The sequence below is a fragment of the Halobellus inordinatus genome (assembly GCF_024464655.1).
Taxonomy (GTDB): domain Archaea; phylum Halobacteriota; class Halobacteria; order Halobacteriales; family Haloferacaceae; genus Haloquadratum; species Haloquadratum inordinatus.
Genome location: NZ_JANHAV010000009.1, coordinates 1 through 20,266 on the forward strand (window position 1 = coordinate 1; position 20,266 = coordinate 20,266).

At 64.1% G+C, this 20,266-nt stretch carries 18 protein-coding genes; 8 read left to right on the forward strand and 10 right to left on the reverse strand.

All coding sequences use genetic code 11. The annotated features are described in order from the left end of the window. Window positions 1-358: 358 nt before the first annotated feature. Entirely contained in the window at window positions 359-1,300 is a 942-nt protein-coding gene (locus NO347_RS14400; RefSeq protein WP_256290332.1) for a VOC family protein, read from the forward strand. 29 nt (window positions 1,301-1,329) lie between these two features. On the opposite strand, the gene NO347_RS14405 is transcribed toward NO347_RS14400, so the two are convergent. Continuing rightward, on the reverse strand, window positions 1,330-2,112 hold the full coding sequence (locus NO347_RS14405; RefSeq protein WP_256290333.1) for a 2-keto-4-pentenoate hydratase: 783 nt from the start codon (window positions 2,110-2,112) through the stop codon (window positions 1,330-1,332). 108 nt (window positions 2,113-2,220) lie between these two features. On the opposite strand from NO347_RS14405, the gene NO347_RS14410 reads away from it, so the two are divergent. After that, entirely contained in the window at window positions 2,221-2,607 is a 387-nt protein-coding gene (locus NO347_RS14410) for a VOC family protein (RefSeq protein ID WP_256290334.1), read from the forward strand. A gap of 130 nt (window positions 2,608-2,737) precedes the next feature. On the opposite strand, the gene dmpG is transcribed toward NO347_RS14410, so the two are convergent. Then, a complete protein-coding gene (gene dmpG, locus NO347_RS14415) occupies window positions 2,738-3,781 on the reverse strand; it encodes a 4-hydroxy-2-oxovalerate aldolase (protein ID WP_256290335.1) in 1,044 nt (347 codons plus the stop codon). Further along, a complete protein-coding gene (locus tag NO347_RS14420) occupies window positions 3,774-4,715 on the reverse strand; it encodes an acetaldehyde dehydrogenase (acetylating) (protein WP_256290337.1) in 942 nt (313 codons plus the stop codon). Before NO347_RS14420 ends, dmpG begins: the two co-directional genes overlap by 8 nt. A 190-nt stretch (window positions 4,716-4,905) precedes the next feature. Here NO347_RS14420 and NO347_RS14425 point away from each other — a divergent pair, with 190 nt between their 5' ends. Further along, on the forward strand, window positions 4,906-5,694 hold the full coding sequence (locus tag NO347_RS14425; protein ID WP_256290338.1) for an HpcH/HpaI aldolase family protein: 789 nt from the start codon (window positions 4,906-4,908) through the stop codon (window positions 5,692-5,694). Between the two features lie 86 nt (window positions 5,695-5,780). Here NO347_RS14425 and NO347_RS14430 read toward each other — a convergent pair whose 3' ends face one another. Beyond that, window positions 5,781-7,265, reverse strand: a complete 1,485-nt coding sequence (locus tag NO347_RS14430) for an aldehyde dehydrogenase family protein (protein ID WP_256290339.1) — start codon at window positions 7,263-7,265, stop codon at window positions 5,781-5,783. A 242-nt stretch (window positions 7,266-7,507) separates the two neighbouring features. Between NO347_RS14430 and NO347_RS14435 the strand changes: the two genes are divergently transcribed. Beyond that, the gene (locus tag NO347_RS14435) at window positions 7,508-8,293 is read left to right on the forward strand and encodes a 2-keto-4-pentenoate hydratase (RefSeq protein WP_256290340.1); all 786 of its coding nucleotides are present in this window, start codon (window positions 7,508-7,510) and stop codon (window positions 8,291-8,293) included. A gap of 198 nt (window positions 8,294-8,491) precedes the next feature. Here the strand turns inward: NO347_RS14435 and NO347_RS14440 are convergent, their stop codons facing one another. Both NO347_RS14440 and NO347_RS14445 read right to left on the reverse strand, forming a co-directional pair. Continuing rightward, window positions 8,492-9,469 carry an amidohydrolase family protein gene (locus NO347_RS14440; RefSeq protein WP_256290341.1) on the reverse strand — a complete coding sequence of 326 codons (978 nt, stop codon included), beginning with the start codon at window positions 9,467-9,469 and terminating at the stop codon, window positions 8,492-8,494. A 98-nt stretch (window positions 9,470-9,567) separates the two neighbouring features. Then, window positions 9,568-10,335 carry an IclR family transcriptional regulator gene (locus tag NO347_RS14445; RefSeq protein ID WP_256290343.1) on the reverse strand — a complete coding sequence of 256 codons (768 nt, stop codon included), beginning with the start codon at window positions 10,333-10,335 and terminating at the stop codon, window positions 9,568-9,570. A gap of 362 nt (window positions 10,336-10,697) precedes the next feature. Between NO347_RS14445 and NO347_RS14450 the strand changes: the two genes are divergently transcribed. The 4 genes from NO347_RS14450 (at window position 10,698) to NO347_RS14465 (ending at window position 14,767) form a co-directional block, all read left to right on the forward strand. Further along, window positions 10,698-11,948: a Glu/Leu/Phe/Val family dehydrogenase gene (locus tag NO347_RS14450; RefSeq protein WP_256290344.1), complete on the forward strand. Its 1,251-nt coding sequence runs from the start codon at window positions 10,698-10,700 to the stop codon at window positions 11,946-11,948. Between the two features lie 177 nt (window positions 11,949-12,125). Continuing rightward, window positions 12,126-13,055: an aspartate carbamoyltransferase gene (pyrB, locus tag NO347_RS14455; protein ID WP_256290345.1), complete on the forward strand. Its 930-nt coding sequence runs from the start codon at window positions 12,126-12,128 to the stop codon at window positions 13,053-13,055. Beyond that, on the forward strand, window positions 13,052-13,522 hold the full coding sequence (gene pyrI / locus NO347_RS14460; protein WP_256290346.1) for an aspartate carbamoyltransferase regulatory subunit: 471 nt from the start codon (window positions 13,052-13,054) through the stop codon (window positions 13,520-13,522). Before pyrB ends, pyrI begins: the two co-directional genes overlap by 4 nt. 402 nt (window positions 13,523-13,924) lie before the next feature. Continuing rightward, window positions 13,925-14,767, forward strand: coding sequence for an alpha-amylase family protein (locus NO347_RS14465; protein WP_256290347.1), 843 nt, complete (start codon window positions 13,925-13,927; stop codon window positions 14,765-14,767). A 255-nt stretch (window positions 14,768-15,022) separates the two neighbouring features. On the opposite strand, the gene NO347_RS14470 is transcribed toward NO347_RS14465, so the two are convergent. The 4 genes from NO347_RS14470 to menD all read right to left on the reverse strand — a co-directional run bounded on the left by NO347_RS14470 (window position 15,023) and on the right by menD (window position 20,257). Then, window positions 15,023-16,066 (reverse strand): mandelate racemase/muconate lactonizing enzyme family protein, encoded by a 1,044-nt coding sequence (locus tag NO347_RS14470; RefSeq protein ID WP_256290480.1) that lies wholly within the window; start codon window positions 16,064-16,066, stop codon window positions 15,023-15,025. Beyond that, the gene (locus NO347_RS14475; protein ID WP_256290348.1) at window positions 16,066-17,016 is read right to left on the reverse strand and encodes a 1,4-dihydroxy-2-naphthoate polyprenyltransferase; all 951 of its coding nucleotides are present in this window, start codon (window positions 17,014-17,016) and stop codon (window positions 16,066-16,068) included. The genes NO347_RS14470 and NO347_RS14475 overlap by 1 nt, the downstream gene beginning before the upstream one ends. Window positions 17,017-17,456: 440 nt before the next feature. Further along, window positions 17,457-18,374, reverse strand: coding sequence for a 1,4-dihydroxy-2-naphthoyl-CoA synthase (locus NO347_RS14480; protein ID WP_256290349.1), 918 nt, complete (start codon window positions 18,372-18,374; stop codon window positions 17,457-17,459). 98 nt (window positions 18,375-18,472) lie between these two features. Beyond that, window positions 18,473-20,257 (reverse strand): 2-succinyl-5-enolpyruvyl-6-hydroxy-3-cyclohexene-1-carboxylic-acid synthase, encoded by a 1,785-nt coding sequence (gene menD, locus NO347_RS14485; RefSeq protein WP_256290350.1) that lies wholly within the window; start codon window positions 20,255-20,257, stop codon window positions 18,473-18,475. Between the last annotated feature and the right edge of the window lie 9 nt (window positions 20,258-20,266).

The window sequence follows — 20,266 nt, forward strand, 5'->3', positions numbered from 1 at the left end:
ATGAGCGTGTAGTCCTGCCAGTCGCCGTAGGCGGCGAGGTAGTAGGCGTCGTCCTCCTCGTGGCGGACGTACATTCCCATCGTGTCGCGGAAGTGTTCGAGCGACGCTTCGAGGTCTGGACAGTACAGCTCTGCGTGTGCAAGGGTCGCAATACCCATACACGCGGGGAGCGCATCATACATAATAAATAATTCGGTGATTCTCGGTAAATCACAAACAGCGGACTCGCACAAAGGTTCGACGGCCTCCCGGCGCGTTCCAAACCGTGGGCTCAGTCGTCGACAGCCGCACCGAACCGACGCACTCGCCGCAGTCTTAGAAAAATGTATATAACAGAACTGCAAAACTGATACACAGTATGGCAGAACTTGCCAAACTTGGACACATAGCGTTCGAGACGCCCGATCTCGAGGAATCGTTGTGGTTCTTCCGCGACCTGATGGGTATGAAGGTTGTCGAACGGGAGGACGACACCGCATATCTCTGTGCGCTCCGGGATTACGAGCACCACACGATGAGCCTCACCGAGGGCGAGAAAGGCGCCGTCGATCACATCGCGTTCCGCGCGCAGAACCCCGAATCCGTCGAGGAGTACGCAGAGCGACTGGAAGAACTCGGGATGGACGTCACGTGGACCGAAGACGGTCACGAGGCGGGCATCGGCGACTCGATTATGTTCGAGCTCCCGGCGGGGCACCGCTTCGAGATCTACTACGAGATGGACAAACCCGATATCGACGGAGAACAGCGCTCGAAGATCCCGATGCGGCGCTACAGCCCCGAGTACGCGAACCGCGTGTACCCCCAGCGGATCGACCACACCCACGTGCAGGACGGACAGCCCGAGAAGACCTCACAGCTCTTCGAGGAGGAGTTCGGGATGGGACTGAACGAGGTCTTCAAATCCGAGGACGGCACGACCTGGGGTTGGTGGCACGCTACGACGCCGCTGCCGCACGACATCGCGGTCCACCGACTCGAAGAGGAGAAACACGAGTTCCACCACATCGCCTACCACCTCGATCACCTGCAGGATCTGTGGGACGCCGCCGACATCCTCTCGGAGAACAACATCGAGATCGACGGCGGCCCCGGCAAGCACGCCATCACGAACGCGAACTACCTCTACGTCAAGGACCCCGCCAGTGGCATCCGTCTCGAACTGTTCGCCGGGCCAGGCTATCTCAACTTCGAGCCGGACTGGGAGACCGTCGTCTGGCAGGAGGAAATCGGATCGGAATCCGACCACCAGTGGTTCGGCACGCAGTACAGCCTCGGCGGCATCCCGTACACCGAATAGCGTCGCGCCTCCGCGAACCACGCCGTCTTTTATTCGTCGCTGAGTCGGGCGTTGACCGTACCGATCGAGGAGAACTCGACGGAGATCACGTCGCCCGGCGCGAGATCGACGGCCGGCGTCAGCGACCCGCTCAAGACGAGATGACCGGCTTCGATCTGCTCGTCTAAGTCTGCGAGGGTGTTCGCAAGCCACGCGACCGACCGGGCGGGGTGATCGAGCACGGCCGCACCTACGCCGGACGATTCGAGCGTACCGTTCTTGTAGAGCTTGACGCCTTCGAGCGAGAGATCCTGATCGGGAACCGTCGTCTGCTCGCCCGTGACGTACAGCGCTGAGGAGGCGTTGTCTGCGATCGTGTCCTGGATCCGGATGTCCCAGTCGCGGACGCGGCTGTCGATGACCTCGACGACAGGCAGCACCGAACTGGTCGCATCGAGCACGTCCAGATACGTCACCGGCGGCGAGAGCGACTCCTCCATAACGAACCCGATCTCGGGTTCGACCCGCGGCTGGAGGAGTTCGTCGCCGGGGATCTCTCGCCCCGCGACGAACATCGTATCGAGGAGGCGGCCGAAGTCGGGCTCCTCGACGCCGAGTTGTTCCTGAATACCGTCGCTCGTCAGGCCGATCTTGTGGCCGACGATCTCCGCCCCGTCGTCGAGACGGCGCTCGACGAGTCGCGTCTGGATGTCGTAGGCGTCCGACTTCGTCAGTTCGTGGTCCGCAGTGAGGCGATCGATCGGCGACTGCGTCCGAAGCGCCGTGTAGAGCGATTCGGCCAACTCCTCGCGGGTTTCTGCTGGAACTGCCATATGCTCGCTACTGAGTCGGGCATCAAATAGGTTGGTGTCCGGCATCCGAACGCGGGCCGCGAACGCTGACCCCCGTGATTTATGTCGACGCCTGCCCCGCCTTGGAGTATGGACGTAATTCACAGCGCGATTTGGGTATCGGACATCGACGAGACGCTCGACTTCTACGTCGGCGCGCTCGGCCTAGAGAAGACCAACGAGTTCGTCGGCGGCGACGACGCCCGGAACGTCTACGTCCGCGGCGAGAGCGACGCCGAGATCCAGTTCAAACACAAGCCCGGTCACGACCTCGGCGAGCAGACCCGCGCCCGCTTCGACCACCTCGCGCTCGAAGTCGACGACACCGACGCGGAGGTCGAGCGCCTGCAAGAGGATACCGAGACAGAACTGCTCCGCGGCCCGCTCGACTCCACGGGCGCGAGCGCGCGCGTCGCCTTCATCACGGACCCGGACGGCCACGTGATCGAACTGGTCGAGCCGCGAGAAGATCTCTAATAGGGATTATCGTAACTGTTCAGAGACTCTCGCCGTACCGTCCGGCGAGACATCTATGCAGACGTACGATAATCCCTATAAGTTCCGAGAACCGGAGAGACAGAAAAACGAAACCGCGGTCGATTTGCCGTCAGTCGTCCGAGGCCGCTTCGGCGGCTTCGGCGTCTTTCTCGCTGGCGAGTCGCGAGGCGACGTCGGTGATCAGGTCCTCCTGACCGCCGACGACCTCCATCTCGCCGAGTTCGATCAGGATCTCGCGGGGGTCGATGTCGTACTTTTCGCCCGCGCGACGGGTGTGCCGGAGGAACGAGGAGTAGACGCCGGCGTAGCCCAAAAGCAGCGAGTCGTTGTCGAGTTCGGGCATCTCGTCGTCGGAGATCATCGGGACGAGGACGTCCTCGGCGGCGTCCATCGTGCCGAAGAAGTCCGGGTTGACGTCGTAGCCGGCTTTCTCCAGTGTACCGACGAGCACCTCCATCTGGGCGTTGCCCGAGCCCGCACCGAGCCCACGTAGACAACCGTCGATCGTCACCGCGCCGGAATCGAGCGCCGCGAGCGAGTTGCCGATCGCGAGCCCGAGGTTGTTGTGAGCGTGAAAGCCCACGTCGATCGAGAGTTCGTCGGCGAGCAGACTGACGCGGTCGCGGACGTCGCTCGGCAGCAACGCGCCGGCGGAATCCATCACGTAGACGGCGTCGGCGCCGTAGCTCTCCATCAGTTGGGCCTGTTCGAGAACCGTTTCGGGCTCTGCCATATGCGAGAGCATCAGGAGGCCGTTCGCTTCGAGGCCCTGGTCTTTGACGTACTCGAAGTGCTCCTCGGAGACGTCGGCCTCGGTGACGTGGGTCGCGATCCGGCAGATGTCCGCCCCGTGATCGATCGCCATATCGATCTCCTCGATCGTACCGATGCCGGGCAGCATCAGGACCGACAGCTCGGTGTCAGTGAGTTCCGGCGTCACGGCGTCGAGGTACTCCTCGGTGCTGGCCGCCGAGAAGCCGTAGTTGATCGAGGAGCCGCCCATTCCGTCGCCGTGAGAGACCTCGACGACGTCCATCTCGGCCGCGTTCAGGGCGCCCGCGACGTCTGCCATCTCCTCGGGCGTGAACTGGTGGTCGACGGCGTGCATCCCGTCGCGGAGCGTCATATCGACCAGCCGGACCGAATCAGTCATCGCTGACACCTCCGATGGGGCTGGCGTCGACTGGCTGCTGTGCGATCCGTTCGGCGGCACCGAGTGCTGCGCTTGTCATAATGTCGAGGTTGCCCGCGTACGGCGGGAGATGTTGGCCCTCGCCCTCGACTTCGATCATCGTGGTGAGGATGATCGAGTCGCCGAGGTCGAAGGCGACGTCGTCTTGGTCTTTGACTGTCGGTTCGAGCGTGACCTCGTAGCCGGGGACGTACGTCTGGACGTCCGCTTCGATACGGGAGACAGAGTCGCGGACCTCGTCGACGTCCGTGTTCTCGTCGACCATCGTGTAGACGGTGTTCCGCATCATAATCGGCGGCTCCGCCGGGTTCAGGGTGATGATCGCCTTCCCGTCGTCGGCCCCGCCGACCTCTTCGAGTCCCGCCGCGGTCGTCTGGGTGAACTTGTCGATGTTACCTCTCGTGCCCGGGCCGGCGCTCTTCGAGGCGATGTGCGAGATCATCTCGGCGTACTCGACGTTCGAGACGCGGTTGACGGCGTGGACGAGCGGGATCGTCGCCTGGCCGCCGCAGGTGACCATATTGATGTTCTGCGTCTCGCCGATCACGTCGTCGAGGTTGACGACGGGAACGGTGTAGGGACCGATCGCGGCCGGCGTGAGATCGATCGCGAACAGACCGAGGTCCTCGTAGACCGGCGCGTGCTGTTCGTGAATGCCCGCGCTCGTGGCCTCGAAGACGATGTCGAACTCGTCTGCGTGTTCTTCGATGCTGTCGATGCCTTCGGTGCCGACGTCGATCCCCTGCTCGACGGCGGCCTGGAGTCCTTCGGACTCCTCGACCGGGAAGATACCTACCATCCGCTGGAGGTCGATATTCTCACTCCGGTCGAGAATCTTGTACATCAGGTCGGTTCCGATGTTACCCGGACCGACTATCGCCGCATCTAACGACATATCGTTCGGTAGGAATTTATCGTACAAATAACTTCGCCCACGGTACGCGAGCAGATCGGGTAGGTCGGTGGGAAAATCCCGCGCGAAACGCGGATACGGACTCCGTACTGTCAATCACGCGATCCGAATGCGACCGCCGAATATGATGCGTACCCGAAAGTTCAAGCGATTTGCAGCGGTACTCGACGATATGGGAGACGACCTCAGTATCGGAGACGACTTCACGTCGCGACTCCGCGCGTGCGAACCGGTCGCCGGCTGTTGGATCTCGATCGGCCATCCCGCCAGCGCCGAACTCCTCGCCGGCGTCGGCTACGACTTCGCCGTACTGGACGGCGAACACACCGAGATGACGCTGGAAGCGCTGGCGACGGTGGTCCGGGCTGTCGCTGCCGCGGGCACGGACACGGTCCCGATCGTTCGCGTCGCCTCGAACGATCCGACCGAGGTGAAGCGCGTCCTCGACCTCGGTCCGGTGGGCGTGATGGTGCCGTCCGTCGAGACGGCCGCGGAGGCCGAACGCGCCGTCGACGCCTGCACCTATCGACCGCACGGGCGCCGCGGCGTCGCGGGCTACCGTGCGGCCGGCTACGGCGCGAACCTGCAGGAGTACGTCGAATCGGCGAGCGAGGAGGTGCTGACGATCGTGCAGGTGGAGTCCGAGCGGGGCGTCGAGAACGTCGCGGAGATCGCCGCAGTCAACGGCGTCGACGCGCTGTTCATCGGCCCGGTCGACCTCTCGGCCTCGCTGGACGTGTTCGGCGACTACGACGCCGACGCGATGCAGGACGCGGTCGAGCGGATCGTCGACGCGGCGGACGAGGCGAATACGCCAGTTGGCACGCTCGCGACGAGCCGTGCGGAAGTCGGCGTCCGCGACGACTGGGGCGTCGACTTCCTGGCGATGGGGCCGGATCTGGCGATGCTCGGTGAGACCGCCCGGGATTACCTCTCGACGTACCGCGGGCGGCACGAATAGTAGCGATGCTGTCGGTGTCAGATCAGATCAGGTCAGGTCAGGAGTAGAACGACGTGAGAGAAGCAGAGTCCTGGCGTCAGTCCCTTTTAGAAGGGGTACTCGCGTGGTTCGCGCTGGACGGACGTCCACTTGGTCTGGGTGAACTCGTCGATGATCCACTTGCCGTTGTAGCGGCCCATCCCCGAGTCTTTCACCCCGCCGAAGGGGACGTGTGGTTCGACGTTGACAGTCTGGTCGTTGACGTGGACCATCCCGGCCTCGATCCGGTCGGCGATGTCGCGAGCGCGGCCACGATCGGCTGAGTGAACCGACGCTGCGAGGCCGTACTCGGTGTCGTTTGCGAGTTCGACCGCTTCGTCGTCGTCGCTGAAGGGGATGATCGGCGCGACGGGTCCAAAGTGCTCGTTGCACGCGGCGGCCATCTCGTTGGTGACGTTCGTGAGGACGGTCGGCTCGACGAACAGGCCCTCGCCAGCACCGCCGGTTTCGAGAGTCGCCCCCTGCTCGACGGTGCGGTCGATGTAGTCGAGCATCTCCTCGCGCTGGTCCGCGTTGATGATCGGGCCGATCACGACGTCGTCGTCGAGCGGGTCGCCGATCTTCAGTTCGGCGGCGCGCTCGGCGAGTCGTTCGGCGTACTCGTCGTAGATCGACTCGTGGACGAGGTGGCGGTTGATCGAGATGCAGACCTGTCCCTGATTCCAGAACGAGCCGAAGACGCCCGCATCGATCGCCGCGTCGAGGTCGGCGTCTTCGAGCACGACGTGGGGGTTGTTGCCGCCGAGTTCTAAAGCGGGGAACGCGAAGTGATCGACCGCGTTCTGGCCGACCATCTGCCCGACTGGGGTCGATCCGGTGAAAGCGATGACTTCACAGTCGGGGTGCGAGGCGACGCGGTCGCCGGCCTCGGGGCCGGTCCCGGTGACGACGTTCAGGACGCCCTCGGGGAGGCCGGCCATCTCGAAGAGGCGCGCGAGCAGCAACCCACCGGAGATCGACGTCTCCTGTGCGGGCTTGAGCACGACGCTGTTTCCGAGCGCGATGGCGGGCGCGACCGCGCGGATCGAGAGCTTCAACGGGACGTTCCACGGCGAGATCACGCCGACGACGCCGACTGGCTCGCGCTGGATGATGTTCTCTTTGCCGGGGATCTTCGACTGATTGTGCCCGCCGGAGGAGCGAAACGCGAAGGATGCCGCGTCGTGAACGAAAGTGATAGTCCCGCCGACTTCGATGTCCTGGCGCGGCTTCGTTCCGCCGCTCTCGACGGCGAGAATCTCTCGGATTTCGTCCTCGTACTCCTCGATGAGGGTCGCCGCGCGGCGGACGACGGCGGCGCGTTCGTCGGGGGTCGTCTCCTCCCACTCCGCCTGGGCCCGCGTAGCGGCCTCGAAGGCGCGATCGACATCGTCGACTGAGGCCGCCGGGACCTCCGTGACGGACTCGCCGGTCGCGGGGTTCGTCACGTCGATTCGGTCTCTGTCGTCGGGCGTTTCCCACTCACCATCGATGTAGAGGGCGTTCCAGAAGGCGTCGATCGAGATCTCCCGGGATACCTCACTCTCGGACATACACGTCTACGAACACGTCCCACGAGTAAAATAATACCGACCCCGGAACTGGTTGCTCATTGTGGATCGAAGTCATAAATGTAACCATATTCAGTTACTCAACTCCAGTGTGCAGGCGAAGCAGGATCGCCGTGCACCCGTGGACTGGTTTCGATCCGAAAACGGGACTGGGCCAACTCGCGGAGCGAACGTCGCTGTGAGTGTCGAAAGTATAATGAATGCACCAGCGAACGTAGGAACGTATGCCACTCAGCCAGGACGAGATCGACCGCTTCGCGACGACACTGTACGAGGCCTACGACGAGAAAGAGCCGATCGCGCCGCTATCGGACGAGACCGAATTTTCGACCGAAGACGCCTACCGCATCCAGTTCGAGGTGTTCGACCGACTCAGCGAAGGCGGCCGCGAGGACATCGTCGGCCACAAACTCGGACTCGTCAGCGAGGCGAAACAGGAACAGCTCGGGATCCCGGAACCGATCTTCGGGTATGTCGCCCACGAAACGGTACTGGATAACGAGCCCGTGCCGACCGCAGAGATGATCTCGCCCCGCATCGAGGCCGAGATCGGTTTCATCCTCGACGAAGACCTCACCGCACCGGTCTCGACGATGGACGTCCTCACGTCGACGCGGGCCGTCGTCCCAGTCGTCGAGATCCTCGAAAGCCGCTTCCAGGGTTGGTCGATCCCCTCGGCACAGGACGTGATCGCCGACCTCACATCCGCCGGCAAGGTCATCGTCGGCGAGCAGTACCGCGACGTCACTGACCTCGATCTGAAGATGGAGGGCGTCGCCGTCTCGGTGAACGGTGAGGTCGAAGCGACGGGCCTCGGTGCGGACATTATGGGTAATCCCGCGCGACCGGTGGCGTGGCTCGCCGACCGTCTGGCGGACGTCGACGACGGACTCCGCGAGGGCGAACTCGTGATGAGCGGCGGCATCACCGCAGCCATCGACATCGAACCCGGCGACGTCTACAACGTCGAGTTCTCGAACCTGGGCTCGATCGAAGTCCGCGCCGAGTAGCGAATCCACGCCCTCTGGTTTTCTTTTTGAAAACGGTGTGGGATGAGAGGGCGAAACGCGGTAGCTGCCGCTACAGGACTATTTACAGCTATATCTGGTTTGGAAATAACACGCGTACGCCTGTTTGAACGGAATTAAACGACGTTTTTGAGAGTGTTCGTCACCGGGAAAATTCTGAATACGAAAACGCGCCCCCGACTACTCGATCAAGTCGTAGAGGTTGTCTGCGAAGATGTCTGCGCGCGTGTCGGAGTCGACGTCCATCCGTTCGACCGCGTCGATCGTCACGTCGACGGTACGACGGCCCCGCTCGGGGCTGAACGGGTAGTCAGTGCCGAAGACGACGTTCCCGTCGTTGAAGAACGAGTCGGCGCACTCAAGCGCCGGCGTGGACCCCGAGACGGCCGTGTCGGCGTAGAACTTCTTGAAGTACTCCTCGGCCGGCTGCGAGAGCGACGCGGCGTTCTCGTGGAAACCGGGGTAGTTCTTGGGATACGCCTGCCGCTGCTGATAGAACATCTCGATGCGCCGCCCGTAGAAGGGGACCATTCCCCCGCCGTGGTGCGAGACGATCTTCAGGTCGGGATATGCTTCCATCACGCCGCCGAACACCAGCCGCGACAGTGCGAGCGTCGTGTCGAACGGCCAGCCAAATAGACGGTGTTCCATATACTCGGAGGCCCAGTCGTACCACTCCCAGAGTTGCGGATGGATCCACAGCGGGGTGTCGGTTGCCTCGGCCTCCTCGAAGAGCGGCCAGAACTGCTCGTCGTCGATCGGGCGACCGTCGACGTTCGAGAAGATCTGAACGCCGGCCACATCCAGGTCGCCGACGCAGCGGTCGAACTCCGCGAGGAACGCCTCGCTCACCATCGGGAGCGTCGCGACCGGGATGAACGAGTCGGGGTGCTCGTCGGCGAGCCGACGGATCTCGTCGTTGGCGAGGCGCGTGATCTCCAGCGCGAGATCGTGATCCATCCCCTGGAACATCGTCGGGAGCGCGAGCGTGATGATCTGCTTGTCGACGCCGTAGTCGGCCATATCCTGCTTTCGCTGTTCGACGTCCCAGAGGAACTCCGGCCGACCGGAGAGGCCCTGAAAGCCGAACTCGTCGGTCAGTTTCTCGAAGAAGTGCTCGGTCAGGATGTGCGTATAGCCGTCGACGATTTCTGGCATAGTGGCTACTACTCCCGAGGGGAGTGATAATTGTTCTCACTAACGAGCGCGGCGGACTGGGCGTGAACCGCGGGTCGACTCGGCTCGGTGGCGGCGATTCATTGCCGGGCGTACTTGATGTCCAAGGCGAGTTCGTGGGCGGTGCTCTCGACCTCCGCGGTGATGTCGTCGTCGAAGCCGGCGTTCCCGAGTCGCTTCGTGGGCGCGGAGATGCTGATCGCGCCGAGAACGTCACCGCCGAGTTTGACCGGCGCACCGATACACGTGAGCCCCTCCGTGCGCTCCTCGTTGTCCGTCGCGTATCCACGTTCCCGGATCCGATCGAGCTCTGTGAAGAGTGTCTCGCGGTCGGTGATGGTGTTCTCGGTCGCCTCCGGCAGCCCCCACTCGTCGACGATCGCCTCGACGCGCTCGCGAGGGAGTGACGCGAGGATGGCCTTCCCGATGCCGATGTTGTGCAGGCGAAGTCGGTATCCGACGTGCGTATCGAGGTTGACAGCGTAACTCCCGCGGGATTGATAGAGATACACCGCGCGGCCGTTCTCCTCGGTCGCCAGGTTCGCCAACATTCCGGTGTCGGTCGCGAGTTGGTCGATCTTCGACCGCCCGTACTGATACAGCGGTGAGCGACTGCGAACGTGGCCACCCAGGGAGAGAAACTTCAGGCTGAGCGCGTACTCGTCGCCGTTCTTTTCCACGTATCCGTGCTCTCTGAGCGTACTGAGGTGGTTGTGAATGCCGCTCTTGCTCATCTCGAGGCGATCTTCGAGTTCGCTGAGCCGAAAGCCGTCGTCGGTATCGAGCGTCTCGATCAACTCCAACGTCTTCTCGCTGGTCCGTACGGGGTGGTTCGCCTTCTTGGTCATATGTACCCGATAGATAAGGAAGTACATACATTTTCGGTGTGAAAACCAACTGTACTCCGGGTTGAAATATATTAAAATCTTATATAAGTTTATTTGTACAGGTGTGGGGGTTTTGAATAAGTCAGGAGTCCAATTCTGATGCGCTATTTTCGAATCATAAGTGTTGAATTCTCTCTTGGCCAGACAAAATATTTCATTACTCGTCTTTCAAATAAAACTATATAGTAGTTTACTTTTAGAAGTGCTTTTATACACTAATCGACACCTGAATTTAACCAATCGAAATACTCTATCGATTTATGAGGCACAAGTCACGGCTTTGTACAGCAGCGTTTAAACTCCCCCCGACAGACTGAATCAATATGTCTGAAGCGAATCCGTTCGAAAGCCTTCAAGAGCAAGTAGACGACGCGGCGGCATATCTCGATGTCGGCGACGACGTCGTCGAACGCCTGAAGCATCCCGAGCGCGTGCTCGAAACCAACCTGTCGGTGGAGATGGACGACGGCGAGATTCGGCGCTTCAAGGCCTACCGCTCGCAGTTCAACGGCGACCGCGGTCCCTACAAGGGCGGCATCCGCTATCACCCGAACGTCTCGCGCGACGAAGTCAAGGCGCTCTCCGGATGGATGGCGTACAAGTGCGCCATCGTCGGCATCCCGTACGGCGGCGGCAAGGGCGGCATCATCGTCGACCCCGACGAGCACTCGGAGTCGGAACTGGAACGGCTCACCCGCTCGTTCGCCAAAGAGCTCCGTCCGCTCGTCGGTCCCGACCGCGACATCCCCGCACCCGACGTGAACACGGGCCAGCGCGAGATGAACTGGATCAAAGACACCTACGAGACCCTCGAAAACACGACCGCTCCCGGCGTCATCACCGGAAAGGCGATCTCCTCTGGCGGCAGTGAGGGCCGCGTCGAGGCGACCGGTCGCTCGACGATGCTCACGGCTCGCGACGCCTTCGAATACCGGGGTGGCGACATCGGCGACGCGACCGTCGCGGTACAGGGCTACGGGAACGCGGGCTCGATCGCTGCCAGACTGATCGAGGACCTCGGCGCAACCATCGTCGCCGTCTCCGACTCCTCGGGCGCTATCTACGACCCCGACGGACTGGACGCCGTCGCCGTCAAAGAGCACAAGAACGAGACTGGCTCGGTGACGGGCTACGGCGACGTCGAGGAGATGACGAACGACGATCTGCTGACGCTCGACGTCGACCTGCTCGTCCCGGCGGCGCTCGAAAACGCAATCGACGCCGACCTGGCCGAAGACGTCGACGCCGACATCATCGTCGAGGCCGCGAACGGCCCCCTGACGCCCGACGCCGACGACATTCTCGCCGACCGCGACGTCCTCGTCGTCCCGGACATCCTCGCGAACGCGGGCGGCGTCACCGTCTCGTACTTCGAGTGGGTCCAGAACCGCCAGCGCTTCTCGTGGACCGAAGCGCGCGTCAACGACGAACTCGAAGCGGTGATCACGAGCGCCTTCGACGACCTCGTCGACGCCTACGAGACGCACGACCTGCCGAACTTCCGCGTCGCGGCCTACGTCGTCGCCATCCAGCGGATCGTCGACGCCTACACTAACAGCGGCAACTGGCCGTAGACGGCGTTCACACGCCGATCGGGTACTCCGCTTCTTTCGTCTGTGTCGGATTCGATTACTCGGGCGTCCAGCCTCGCGTGTTCGTTCCGACGCCGGTTCACTCGGTGCTGTGCTCCCGCGCGGCACACCGCCAGCAACCCGAGCGATTCAAGTTCGTGCCGGGCGCGGGAGTATACAATGCGTCAGGACCACCTCATCTCCGCGACACAACTGTCGCGGGAAGACATCGAGGCGGTGCTCGACCGCGCGGCGGAGATCGACGGCGATATGGACGCCTGGCAGGGGCGGCACGCCGGATCGGTCCTCGGCCTCTGTTTCTTCGAGCCGAGCACCCGTACGCGGATGAGCTTCGACACTGCGATGAAACGACTGGGCGGCCGAACGATCGATATGGGGTCGGTCGAGTCCTCCTCGGTCAAGAAGGGCGAAACGCTGGCCGACACGATGCGCGTCGTCGAGGGCTACGCCGACGCGCTCGTGCTCAGGCACCCCCTTGAGGGCTCGGCGAAGATGGCCACCGAGTTCGTCGACGTCCCGCTCGTCAACGCGGGCGACGGGGCTGGACAGCACCCCACACAGACCCTGCTCGACCTCTACACGATGCGGGAGAACGCCGGTCTCGACGACGTCACGATCGGCATTATGGGCGATCTGAAGTACGGGCGAACAGTCCACTCGCTCGCGGCCGCGCTGACGAACTTCGACGTCCGCCAGCACTTCATCAGCCCCGAGAGCCTCAGTCTCCCGCGGAGCGTCCGTTACGACCTCCACGAGGAGGGCGCACAAGTCCGTGAGCACACCTCGCTCGAGGAGGTCCTCCCGGATCTCGACGTCCTCTACGTCACCCGCATCCAGCGCGAGCGCTTCCCCGACGAGAACGAGTACCTGAAAGTCGCCGGTGAGTACCAGATCGACACCGACGACCTCGAACGGGCGAAAGAGTCGCTGACCGTGATGCATCCGCTCCCGCGCGTCGACGAGATCGCGCCCGAAGTCGACGAGACCAGCCACGCGAAGTACTTCGAGCAGGCTCACAACGGCGTCCCGGTCCGTATGGCGCTGCTCGATATGCTGCTTGAGAACGCTACCTCGGAGGACGGCCAATGAGCGACGCCGACCGAGAACTCCGCGTCTCGAAGATCCGAAACGGAACCGTCATCGACCACCTCGAGGCTGGACAGGCGCTGAACGTCCTCGCACTCCTCGGCATCGACGGCTCCGGCGGCGAGGGCGTCTCCGTCGGGATGAACGTCCCCTCGGACAAGCTCGCGAAGAAAGACATCGTGAAGGTCGAAGACCGAGAGCTGAGTCAATCTGAGGTCGACGTCCTTTCGGTCATTTCGCCGGAGGCGACGATCAACATCATCCGCGACTACGAAGTCGTCGAGAAGAAGCGCATCGAGCGGCCGGAGTCGGTCGATGACGTGCTCGCGTGCCCGAACCGGAACTGCATCACGAACGCCGACGAACCGGTCCAGACGCGCTTTATCGTCCTCGAAGATGGCCTCCGCTGCGGTTACTGCGGCGAGATCGTCCGCGAAGACGAGGTCGCCACACACCTGAACGTGTCCTGACTCGACTCTCGCTCAGGCGAGTCTGGCGGTCGGCCCCGCCCGATCACGTCCGGGAGAAATCACGCTTCGCCTGTCGTCGAGGGGAAATGACTTTGTACCGAGACGATGTATCTCTGAGTATGTCCGGAAAAGCGAAATTCATCCTGGTACTGGCGCTCATCGCACTCGTCTACTTCGTCGTCTCCGGCGGCGAGGAACCCGTCGAAGTCGACATCGACGAGGAATAACTCGAATCCTGCCTTTTCGACGGACGTGACGCGTCAGCGATAGTTATCGACAGCGAGAGGTGGCACAGGCTATCGCTTGGAGGGCCGGCTGGCTGACCCCTAGCCTATGTGACGGCCGCCCGCGGCCGGTCCGACGGAACGAACGACTGATACCGCTCGGCGCGAAACGCCGACTATGTACGGTATCGTTACGCGGAACGCCGAGGAGGTCGACTGGAGCGAGTTCGACACCGGCTTCTACGAGGTCAAAGACGTGACCGGCCGGGCCGCAGAGCCGCTCTCGAATGCGGTGAATATGATCTCGTGTTTCGGCGACAACGCGGCCGTAAACTCGGATCCGGACCTCGCCGCGGCCGACGCCGAGGGGAACCGCGCGACCCGCGAGCAGCCGTACTTCGACTGGTCTCACGTCTGTCCCACGAACGAGGAGTACCGCGCCGGGCTCCTCGAAATCGTCGAGGACTGCGCCGCCGAGAACGGCGATGTCAGACTCGACGACATCGGGTTCCCGCGCGAAGGCTACTGCCGCTGTGACCGCTGTGAGAGCCGCTTCGCAGAGAGTGAGTACGAGGACCGACAGGCGTGGCGCGCCGCCGAGATCACAGACTTCGTCGCTGCGGCCGCCGAGCGGATTCCCGGCCGGACCTATCTCACGCTGTATCCCGATCCGTATCCTGGCCACCTCTACCGGCGCGCCGGCATCGACGTCGAAACCCTGGCCGACTACGTCGACGAGTTCGTCGTGCCGCTCTACGATATGCACTACGCGACGACGTACTGGCTGGAGACGATCGCAAAGGGGTTCGAGAGTCTTCTCGACCCGCTCGAAACGCCGTTCTCGATCGAACTGTACGCGGTCGACCTCGACCTCGACGATCTCGTCCACGCGACGGAGGTCGCGGAGGCATACGCGGAAAACGTCCACTTCGGCTACGACGCGTCGAACGCCGCGGCCGCGATCCGGCGGAAGGACGCCGATAGCAGATCGGGCGTCACGCACCGCCCGGACGACGGCTGATCCCTTTCGGTCAGTTTTCCCGACCACTCCGCGCTACCGACTCGGTGTCTCGGCCACCCCGTCCTGCACGCCGTTTCAAACGGCTCCGGCGAGGAACGCGACGACGACGATACCGCCGACGAAGATGAGTGCTGCGAACGCGAACAGGCCGGCCAGGAGTCGACGCTGCCCCGATGTCGCTTCTGCCATATCCGGTGTACGGCCCGGTGCCGTTTATACTCACGGGCGGATGGCTGCCGTCCACGAGGGTCTCGGTCATCCCCGGAACGTCTCGAACGTCTCTCCGGCGAGGCCCGGGCCTGCCGGAACCCACATCGCGCCGTCCTCGACCGGCGCCGGGTCGGGGCCGACGTCGTCTGCGAGCAGCGACCCGGTTGCGAGGCCGCAGGCGCGGACGTCTGGAAGGGCAGCGGCGACGTGTAGCGCGCCGACGCGCGCGACGACCGCGTCGATGGTGGTCGTGACGACGGTGTCGACACCCCGCCTCGCGGCTCGGCGGGCGACCTCCAGCGTGCGGCGCGGCCCCCCGAGCGCCATCGGCTTGCTGACGAGCACGTCTGCCGCGCCGGCGTCGAGGATCTCGTCAGGGCCGACCGCTGCTAGCGACTCGTCGAGTGCGACGTCGACGCCCCGACCGCGCAGTTCGGCGTGCCCCGAGATGTCGTTTGCCGGCAACGGTTGTTCGACGTATGCGAAGTCGAGATCGGCCGCGATGTCGAGCATCCGTCGCGCGGTCGACGCAGTCCACGCACCGTTCGCGTCCGCGCGGAGTTCGACGTGTTCGCCGGCAACGTCCCGAGCCGCGCGAAGTCGCGCCTCGTCTTCCTCGGGAGGTCTCGCGCCTACCTTCACTTTCACCGCGGGGTAGCCATCATCGACGGCTTCCCGGGTCGCCGCCGCTGTCTTCTCCACTGTTCCGTCACCAACGGTGGCGTTGACCGGAACGGACGTTGCGGGCGAATCGGCAGCGAGGTACGTCGCGAGCGACTCACCGGCGGCGCGAGCCTCCGCGTCGACTGTCGCGAGTTCGAGGCCGTGCCGTGCGGCGGGTCGCGCTTCCGCAGACAGTTCGGTGACCGCTATCGCCGTCTCTGCTTCGTGCGTTCCAGATGCTACCTCGGCGAGCGCGGCGTCACACGCCTCGTACGATTCGGTCCAGCCCGCGAGCGGCGTCGCCTCGCCGACTCCGTCGACGCCGTCACGTTCGACGCGGACGAGAAATCCATCGCGGCGCTCGATCCGGCCGGCCGCGGTGTCGAGTGGGGACGCCAGTCGGAGTGAGAACGGCTCGTAACGGATCACAGCGGGAGCCCGGTGAGCGAGAGCCCAACAGCGAACAGGACGGCGTATCCGGCGAGCAGTCGACCCGTTCGTTCGAGCGTGGGATTCAGCACCTCACCAGCCGTCTCGGTGAGCATCGTCCGCGTGATGTCGAGCGCTAACGGAATCGTGAGATACGGGAGCGCGATGCCGAGCGTGAATCCCGGTTGTCGAAGGAACCACAGCGGAGCCGCGTACGCGAGCACGAGCATCGCGATCCACTCCGCGCGAGCGAAGCCGTACCCGAACCGGACGGCGAGCGTCCGTTTACCCGTCGTGGCGTCCTCCTCTTTGTCGCGGACGTTGTTGACCACGAGAATGTTCGTCGAGAGCGCCGCGACCGGGAGCGACGCGACGACGACAGCGACGGGAACCGTCTCTGGCGGGATACCGACCGGTAGTGGCCCTGCAAGTACAGCTGCAGCCTGCACGTAGTACGTCCCGGCGACGGCGACGAGGCCGAAGAAGATGAAGACGAAGAGGTCGCCGAGCCCGTGGTAGCCGAGCGGGTACGGGCCGCCGGTGTAGGCGATTCCCGAGGCGACGGAGAGTAGGCCGATTACGACGATCGGTACGCCGCCAACGTAGACGAGGTACGTGCCGAGCAAGATCGACGCGGCGAACGTGAGGTACATCGCCCGCTTGACGCTCGCGGGATCGATGAGGCCGCCAGCCGTGACGCGGGTGAACCCCTCGCGCTCTTCGGTGTCTGCGCCCTGGATCGCGTCGTAGTAGTCGTTGGCGAAGTTGGTCCCGATCTGGATCAAGCCGGCCCCCACGAGCGCCGCGAGTGCGGGCAGGACGGCGAAGACGCCGTCGTGGAGCGCCAGGCCGACACCGACGACGACCGGCGAGGCCGCCGCCGGAAGCGTCTGCGGACGGGCGGCGATCACCCACGCCTCCCGTCGCGTGATGTCCTGCGTGCTCATTGTCGAACTGTCGGGACGGAGGTGCTGTGAAACTTCCCATCCACCTTTTTTCACCGGGGCCTCGCGCTGCCTGCGGCAGCGCTCGACCCCGGCCAAAAAACCTGGAGGGAAAAAGCCGCTCGGCTCGCTTCGCTCGCCTCGCGGTGAACGCCGCGCGAAGCGCGGCGACACTTCACTTCAGTAGCGTTTGCATCTGCCGACACAGCCGATCGTACGATGTCGGGCGATCAGATGGACGAACACGTGGAAACCTCGTATAGCTGCGTCGAATAGCGAGAGTTAGTGTTGTTGTCGGCTGGGTCCTGATCCGTTGTCGACTAAATGTACCGCGAGCGAGGCCGTAGGCCGAGCGAGCGGCTTTTTCCCTCCAGGTTTTTGCGCGGTGGGTTCCCGCAGCGGCGCAACGCGCCGCGAGGAAACCCACCGTGGAAAAAGGTGGATTAGTAGTGCCAGGGATACTGACTGAAGTCCGGATCGCGCTTCTCCAAGAAGGCGTCGCGGCCTTCCTGCGCCTCCTCGGTCATATAGGCGAGTCGCGTCGCTTCGCCGGCGAACACCTGCTGGCCGACGAGGCCGTCGTCGGTCAAATTGAACGCGTATTTGAGCATTCGTATCGCAGTCGGTGATTTATTGGTCATCTCCGCGGCCCACTCGAGGGCGACGTCCTCGAGGTCCTCGTGCGGGATCGCTTCGTTCGCCATTCCCATCTCAACGGCCTCCTCCGCAGAGTACGTTTTCCCGCGGAAGAACACCTCTCGGGCCTTCTTCTGGCCGACCTGCTTGGCGAGGTACGCCGAGCCGAACCCGCCGTCGAAGGAGGCGACGTCGGGGTCGGTCTGGAGGAACTTCGCGTGCTCCTCGGAGGCGAGCGTCAGGTCGCAGACGACGTGCAGCGAGTGGCCGCCGCCGACGGCCCACCCGGGCACGACGGCGACGACGGGCTTGGGCATAAATCGGATGAGACGCTGAACTTCGAGGATGTGGAGTCGGCCCGCTTTCGCCTCCTTGACGAGCGGGTCGTCGCCCTCGTCGGCCTCGTCGTCGTCGCGGTACTCGTAGCCCGACTCGCCGCGGACGGACTGATCACCGCCGGCGCAGAACGCCCACCCGCCGTCCTTTGGCGACGGCCCGTTACCGGTCAGGAGGACGCACCCGACGTCGGCCTGCTTGCGGGCGTGATCCAGCGCGGCGTAGAGTTCGTCGACCGTGCCCGGGCGGAACGCGTTGCGTTTTTCCGGACGATTGAAGGCGATGCGAACGACGGGGACGTCGCTCGCGCGGTGATAGGTGATGTCGTCGAACGCGTCAGCGCCGTCGACCTGCTCCCAGCGCGTCGCGTCGAAGAGTTCTGAGACCATACCGGGAGACCGGTGGGAATCTGCAAAAAGATTCGTTTCGCGTCGCAGTCACGTTCGCGTGGTCGTTCAGTCCGCGTGCGCTGGGACGAGTCCGATAGTTACGTCGTGTCTTCGAGCACTCGCTCGACCGTCCGCTCGCGGAGCTCATCGCGGACGCGGTGACTCGCTTCCGCGTCGGTCGCGACTTCGACGACGTGGGAACCCTCGCTGGTCGTCGCCTCGGCGTACGCGTCGCGGAAGGCGTCGCGGTCGTCGCCCTCGACGCGCGCGAACGAGAGGTCGTACAGGTCTTCGGTCGGTTCGAAATCGAGCCCGTGCGGTGTCACGAACTGCGAGGTGAACGGCGGATCGTACGCCTCGATCGGGAGCATATGGAAGATGCCGCCGCCGTCGTTGTTGACGAGGACGATCGTCGCCTCGACGTCGGACCGCCCGAGCGCCAAGAGGCCGTTCATATCGTGGTAGTACGCCAGATCGCCGGTGACGAGCGTCAGATCGTCGGTCGTCGCCGATCCAGCCCCGAGCGCCGTCGAGACGATGCCGTCGATGCCCGAGGCCCCCCGGTTGCCGAGCGGGGTGTACGTCTTCGTCGTGGGCGTTCCGAAGCGGTCGAGATCTCGAACCGGCATCGAGTTCGAGACGAAAATCGTCGAGGGGTCGGGCGCGAGGTCGACGACGTCTTCGAGCACGCGCCCTTCGCAAAATCCGTCGCGCTCGTCGAGCACCGTTTCGTGTGCCGCCTCCGCGTCGGTCCAGCGCTCCTGCCACGTGCGACTTCCGGGGCCGGCGAGGAGCCGAGAGAGCCGACCGAGCAACCGCGAGGAGTCGGCGACGACGAGGTCGGTCGCGGTGAACTCCGCCTCACGCCAGCCAGCGGCAGGGTCGACGACGTACTGATCGGCGTCGACAGCCGCGAGATACTTGCGTAGCGGTTTCGACGTGGGCGACGCACCCACGCGGACGACGACGTCGGGATCGGGCCACGCCTCGCGGACGCGCTCGCCGAGGAAGGCGTCGTACCCGCCGACGACAGGTGTCGTGCGGACGAGACCTCCGTAGCGGACGCCCGAAAGCGGGTCCGCGAGCACCGGGAAGCCGCTGGCGTGAGCGAACGCCGCGACGGCTTCTGGGTCGACACCGGGCGAGTCCGAGGGCCCGACGACGAGCAGGCCGCGCGGTTCAGAGAACTTCTCGGCGAGTGTACGTAACGCGTCGTCGTCGAGTTCAGGTGCGCCGGCTGTCGTGTCGACGAAGGCGCCGTCCCGCCCCGCCGTGGCGCTCTCGGGGAGATCAGTCGGCACGTCGCCTTCGACCGGCGTCGGCTCCAGCGGCTTGCGGAAGGGGACGTTCAGGTGGACTGGCCCCGCCGGAGTGCCCGTCGCTTTCGTGACCGCGCGCGCCGCCGTCGTCCGGAGCGAGCGGAGTTTTCGCGGCGTCGCTTCCGGTTCGGCGACGTCGCGGTACCAGCGGACGGCGTCGCCGTAGAGCTTCTCCTGGTCGATCGTCTGATTCGCGCCGGAATCGCGGATTTCGGGGGGACGGTCCGCCGTCAGCAGCAGCATCGGGACGCGGGACTGAGAGGCTTCGATCACCGCCGGGTGGTAGTTCGCGGCCGCCGTCCCCGACGTGCAGACCAGCGGCGTCACGTCGCCGGTCCGTCGTGCGCGACCGAGCGCGAAGTACGCCGACGACCGCTCGTCGAGGTGCGAGAACACGTGGATGTCCTCGTGGCGGTCGAAGGCGACCGTCAGCGGCGTCGATCGGCTACCGGGCGAGATACAGACCGCGTCGATGCCGGCGGCAGCGAGTTCCTCGACGAGCGCGCGTGCCCAGAGCGTGTTTCGATTCGGGTCGGTCGTCGAAGATCGATTCGGATCAGTCATCGAGATACA

What these genes read in the sequence shown, in the direction of transcription:
- NO347_RS14400 (WP_256290332.1), top strand. Translation starts at nt 359, where the DNA reads ATGGCAGAACTTGCCAAACTTGGACACATAGCGTTCGAGACGCCCGAT.
- NO347_RS14405 (WP_256290333.1), bottom strand. Translation starts at nt 2,112, where the DNA reads ATGGCAGTTCCAGCAGAAACCCGCGAGGAGTTGGCCGAATCGCTCTAC.
- NO347_RS14410 (WP_256290334.1), top strand. Translation starts at nt 2,221, where the DNA reads ATGGACGTAATTCACAGCGCGATTTGGGTATCGGACATCGACGAGACG.
- dmpG (WP_256290335.1), bottom strand. Translation starts at nt 3,781, where the DNA reads ATGACTGATTCGGTCCGGCTGGTCGATATGACGCTCCGCGACGGGATG.
- NO347_RS14420 (WP_256290337.1), bottom strand. Translation starts at nt 4,715, where the DNA reads ATGTCGTTAGATGCGGCGATAGTCGGTCCGGGTAACATCGGAACCGAC.
- NO347_RS14425 (WP_256290338.1), top strand. Translation starts at nt 4,906, where the DNA reads ATGGGAGACGACCTCAGTATCGGAGACGACTTCACGTCGCGACTCCGC.
- NO347_RS14430 (WP_256290339.1), bottom strand. Translation starts at nt 7,265, where the DNA reads ATGTCCGAGAGTGAGGTATCCCGGGAGATCTCGATCGACGCCTTCTGG.
- NO347_RS14435 (WP_256290340.1), top strand. Translation starts at nt 7,508, where the DNA reads ATGCCACTCAGCCAGGACGAGATCGACCGCTTCGCGACGACACTGTAC.
- NO347_RS14440 (WP_256290341.1), bottom strand. Translation starts at nt 9,469, where the DNA reads ATGCCAGAAATCGTCGACGGCTATACGCACATCCTGACCGAGCACTTC.
- NO347_RS14445 (WP_256290343.1), bottom strand. Translation starts at nt 10,335, where the DNA reads ATGACCAAGAAGGCGAACCACCCCGTACGGACCAGCGAGAAGACGTTG.
- NO347_RS14450 (WP_256290344.1), top strand. Translation starts at nt 10,698, where the DNA reads ATGTCTGAAGCGAATCCGTTCGAAAGCCTTCAAGAGCAAGTAGACGAC.
- pyrB (WP_256290345.1), top strand. Translation starts at nt 12,126, where the DNA reads ATGCGTCAGGACCACCTCATCTCCGCGACACAACTGTCGCGGGAAGAC.
- pyrI (WP_256290346.1), top strand. Translation starts at nt 13,052, where the DNA reads ATGAGCGACGCCGACCGAGAACTCCGCGTCTCGAAGATCCGAAACGGA.
- NO347_RS14465 (WP_256290347.1), top strand. Translation starts at nt 13,925, where the DNA reads ATGTACGGTATCGTTACGCGGAACGCCGAGGAGGTCGACTGGAGCGAG.
- NO347_RS14475 (WP_256290348.1), bottom strand. Translation starts at nt 17,016, where the DNA reads ATGAGCACGCAGGACATCACGCGACGGGAGGCGTGGGTGATCGCCGCC.
- NO347_RS14480 (WP_256290349.1), bottom strand. Translation starts at nt 18,374, where the DNA reads ATGGTCTCAGAACTCTTCGACGCGACGCGCTGGGAGCAGGTCGACGGC.
- menD (WP_256290350.1), bottom strand. Translation starts at nt 20,257, where the DNA reads ATGACTGATCCGAATCGATCTTCGACGACCGACCCGAATCGAAACACG.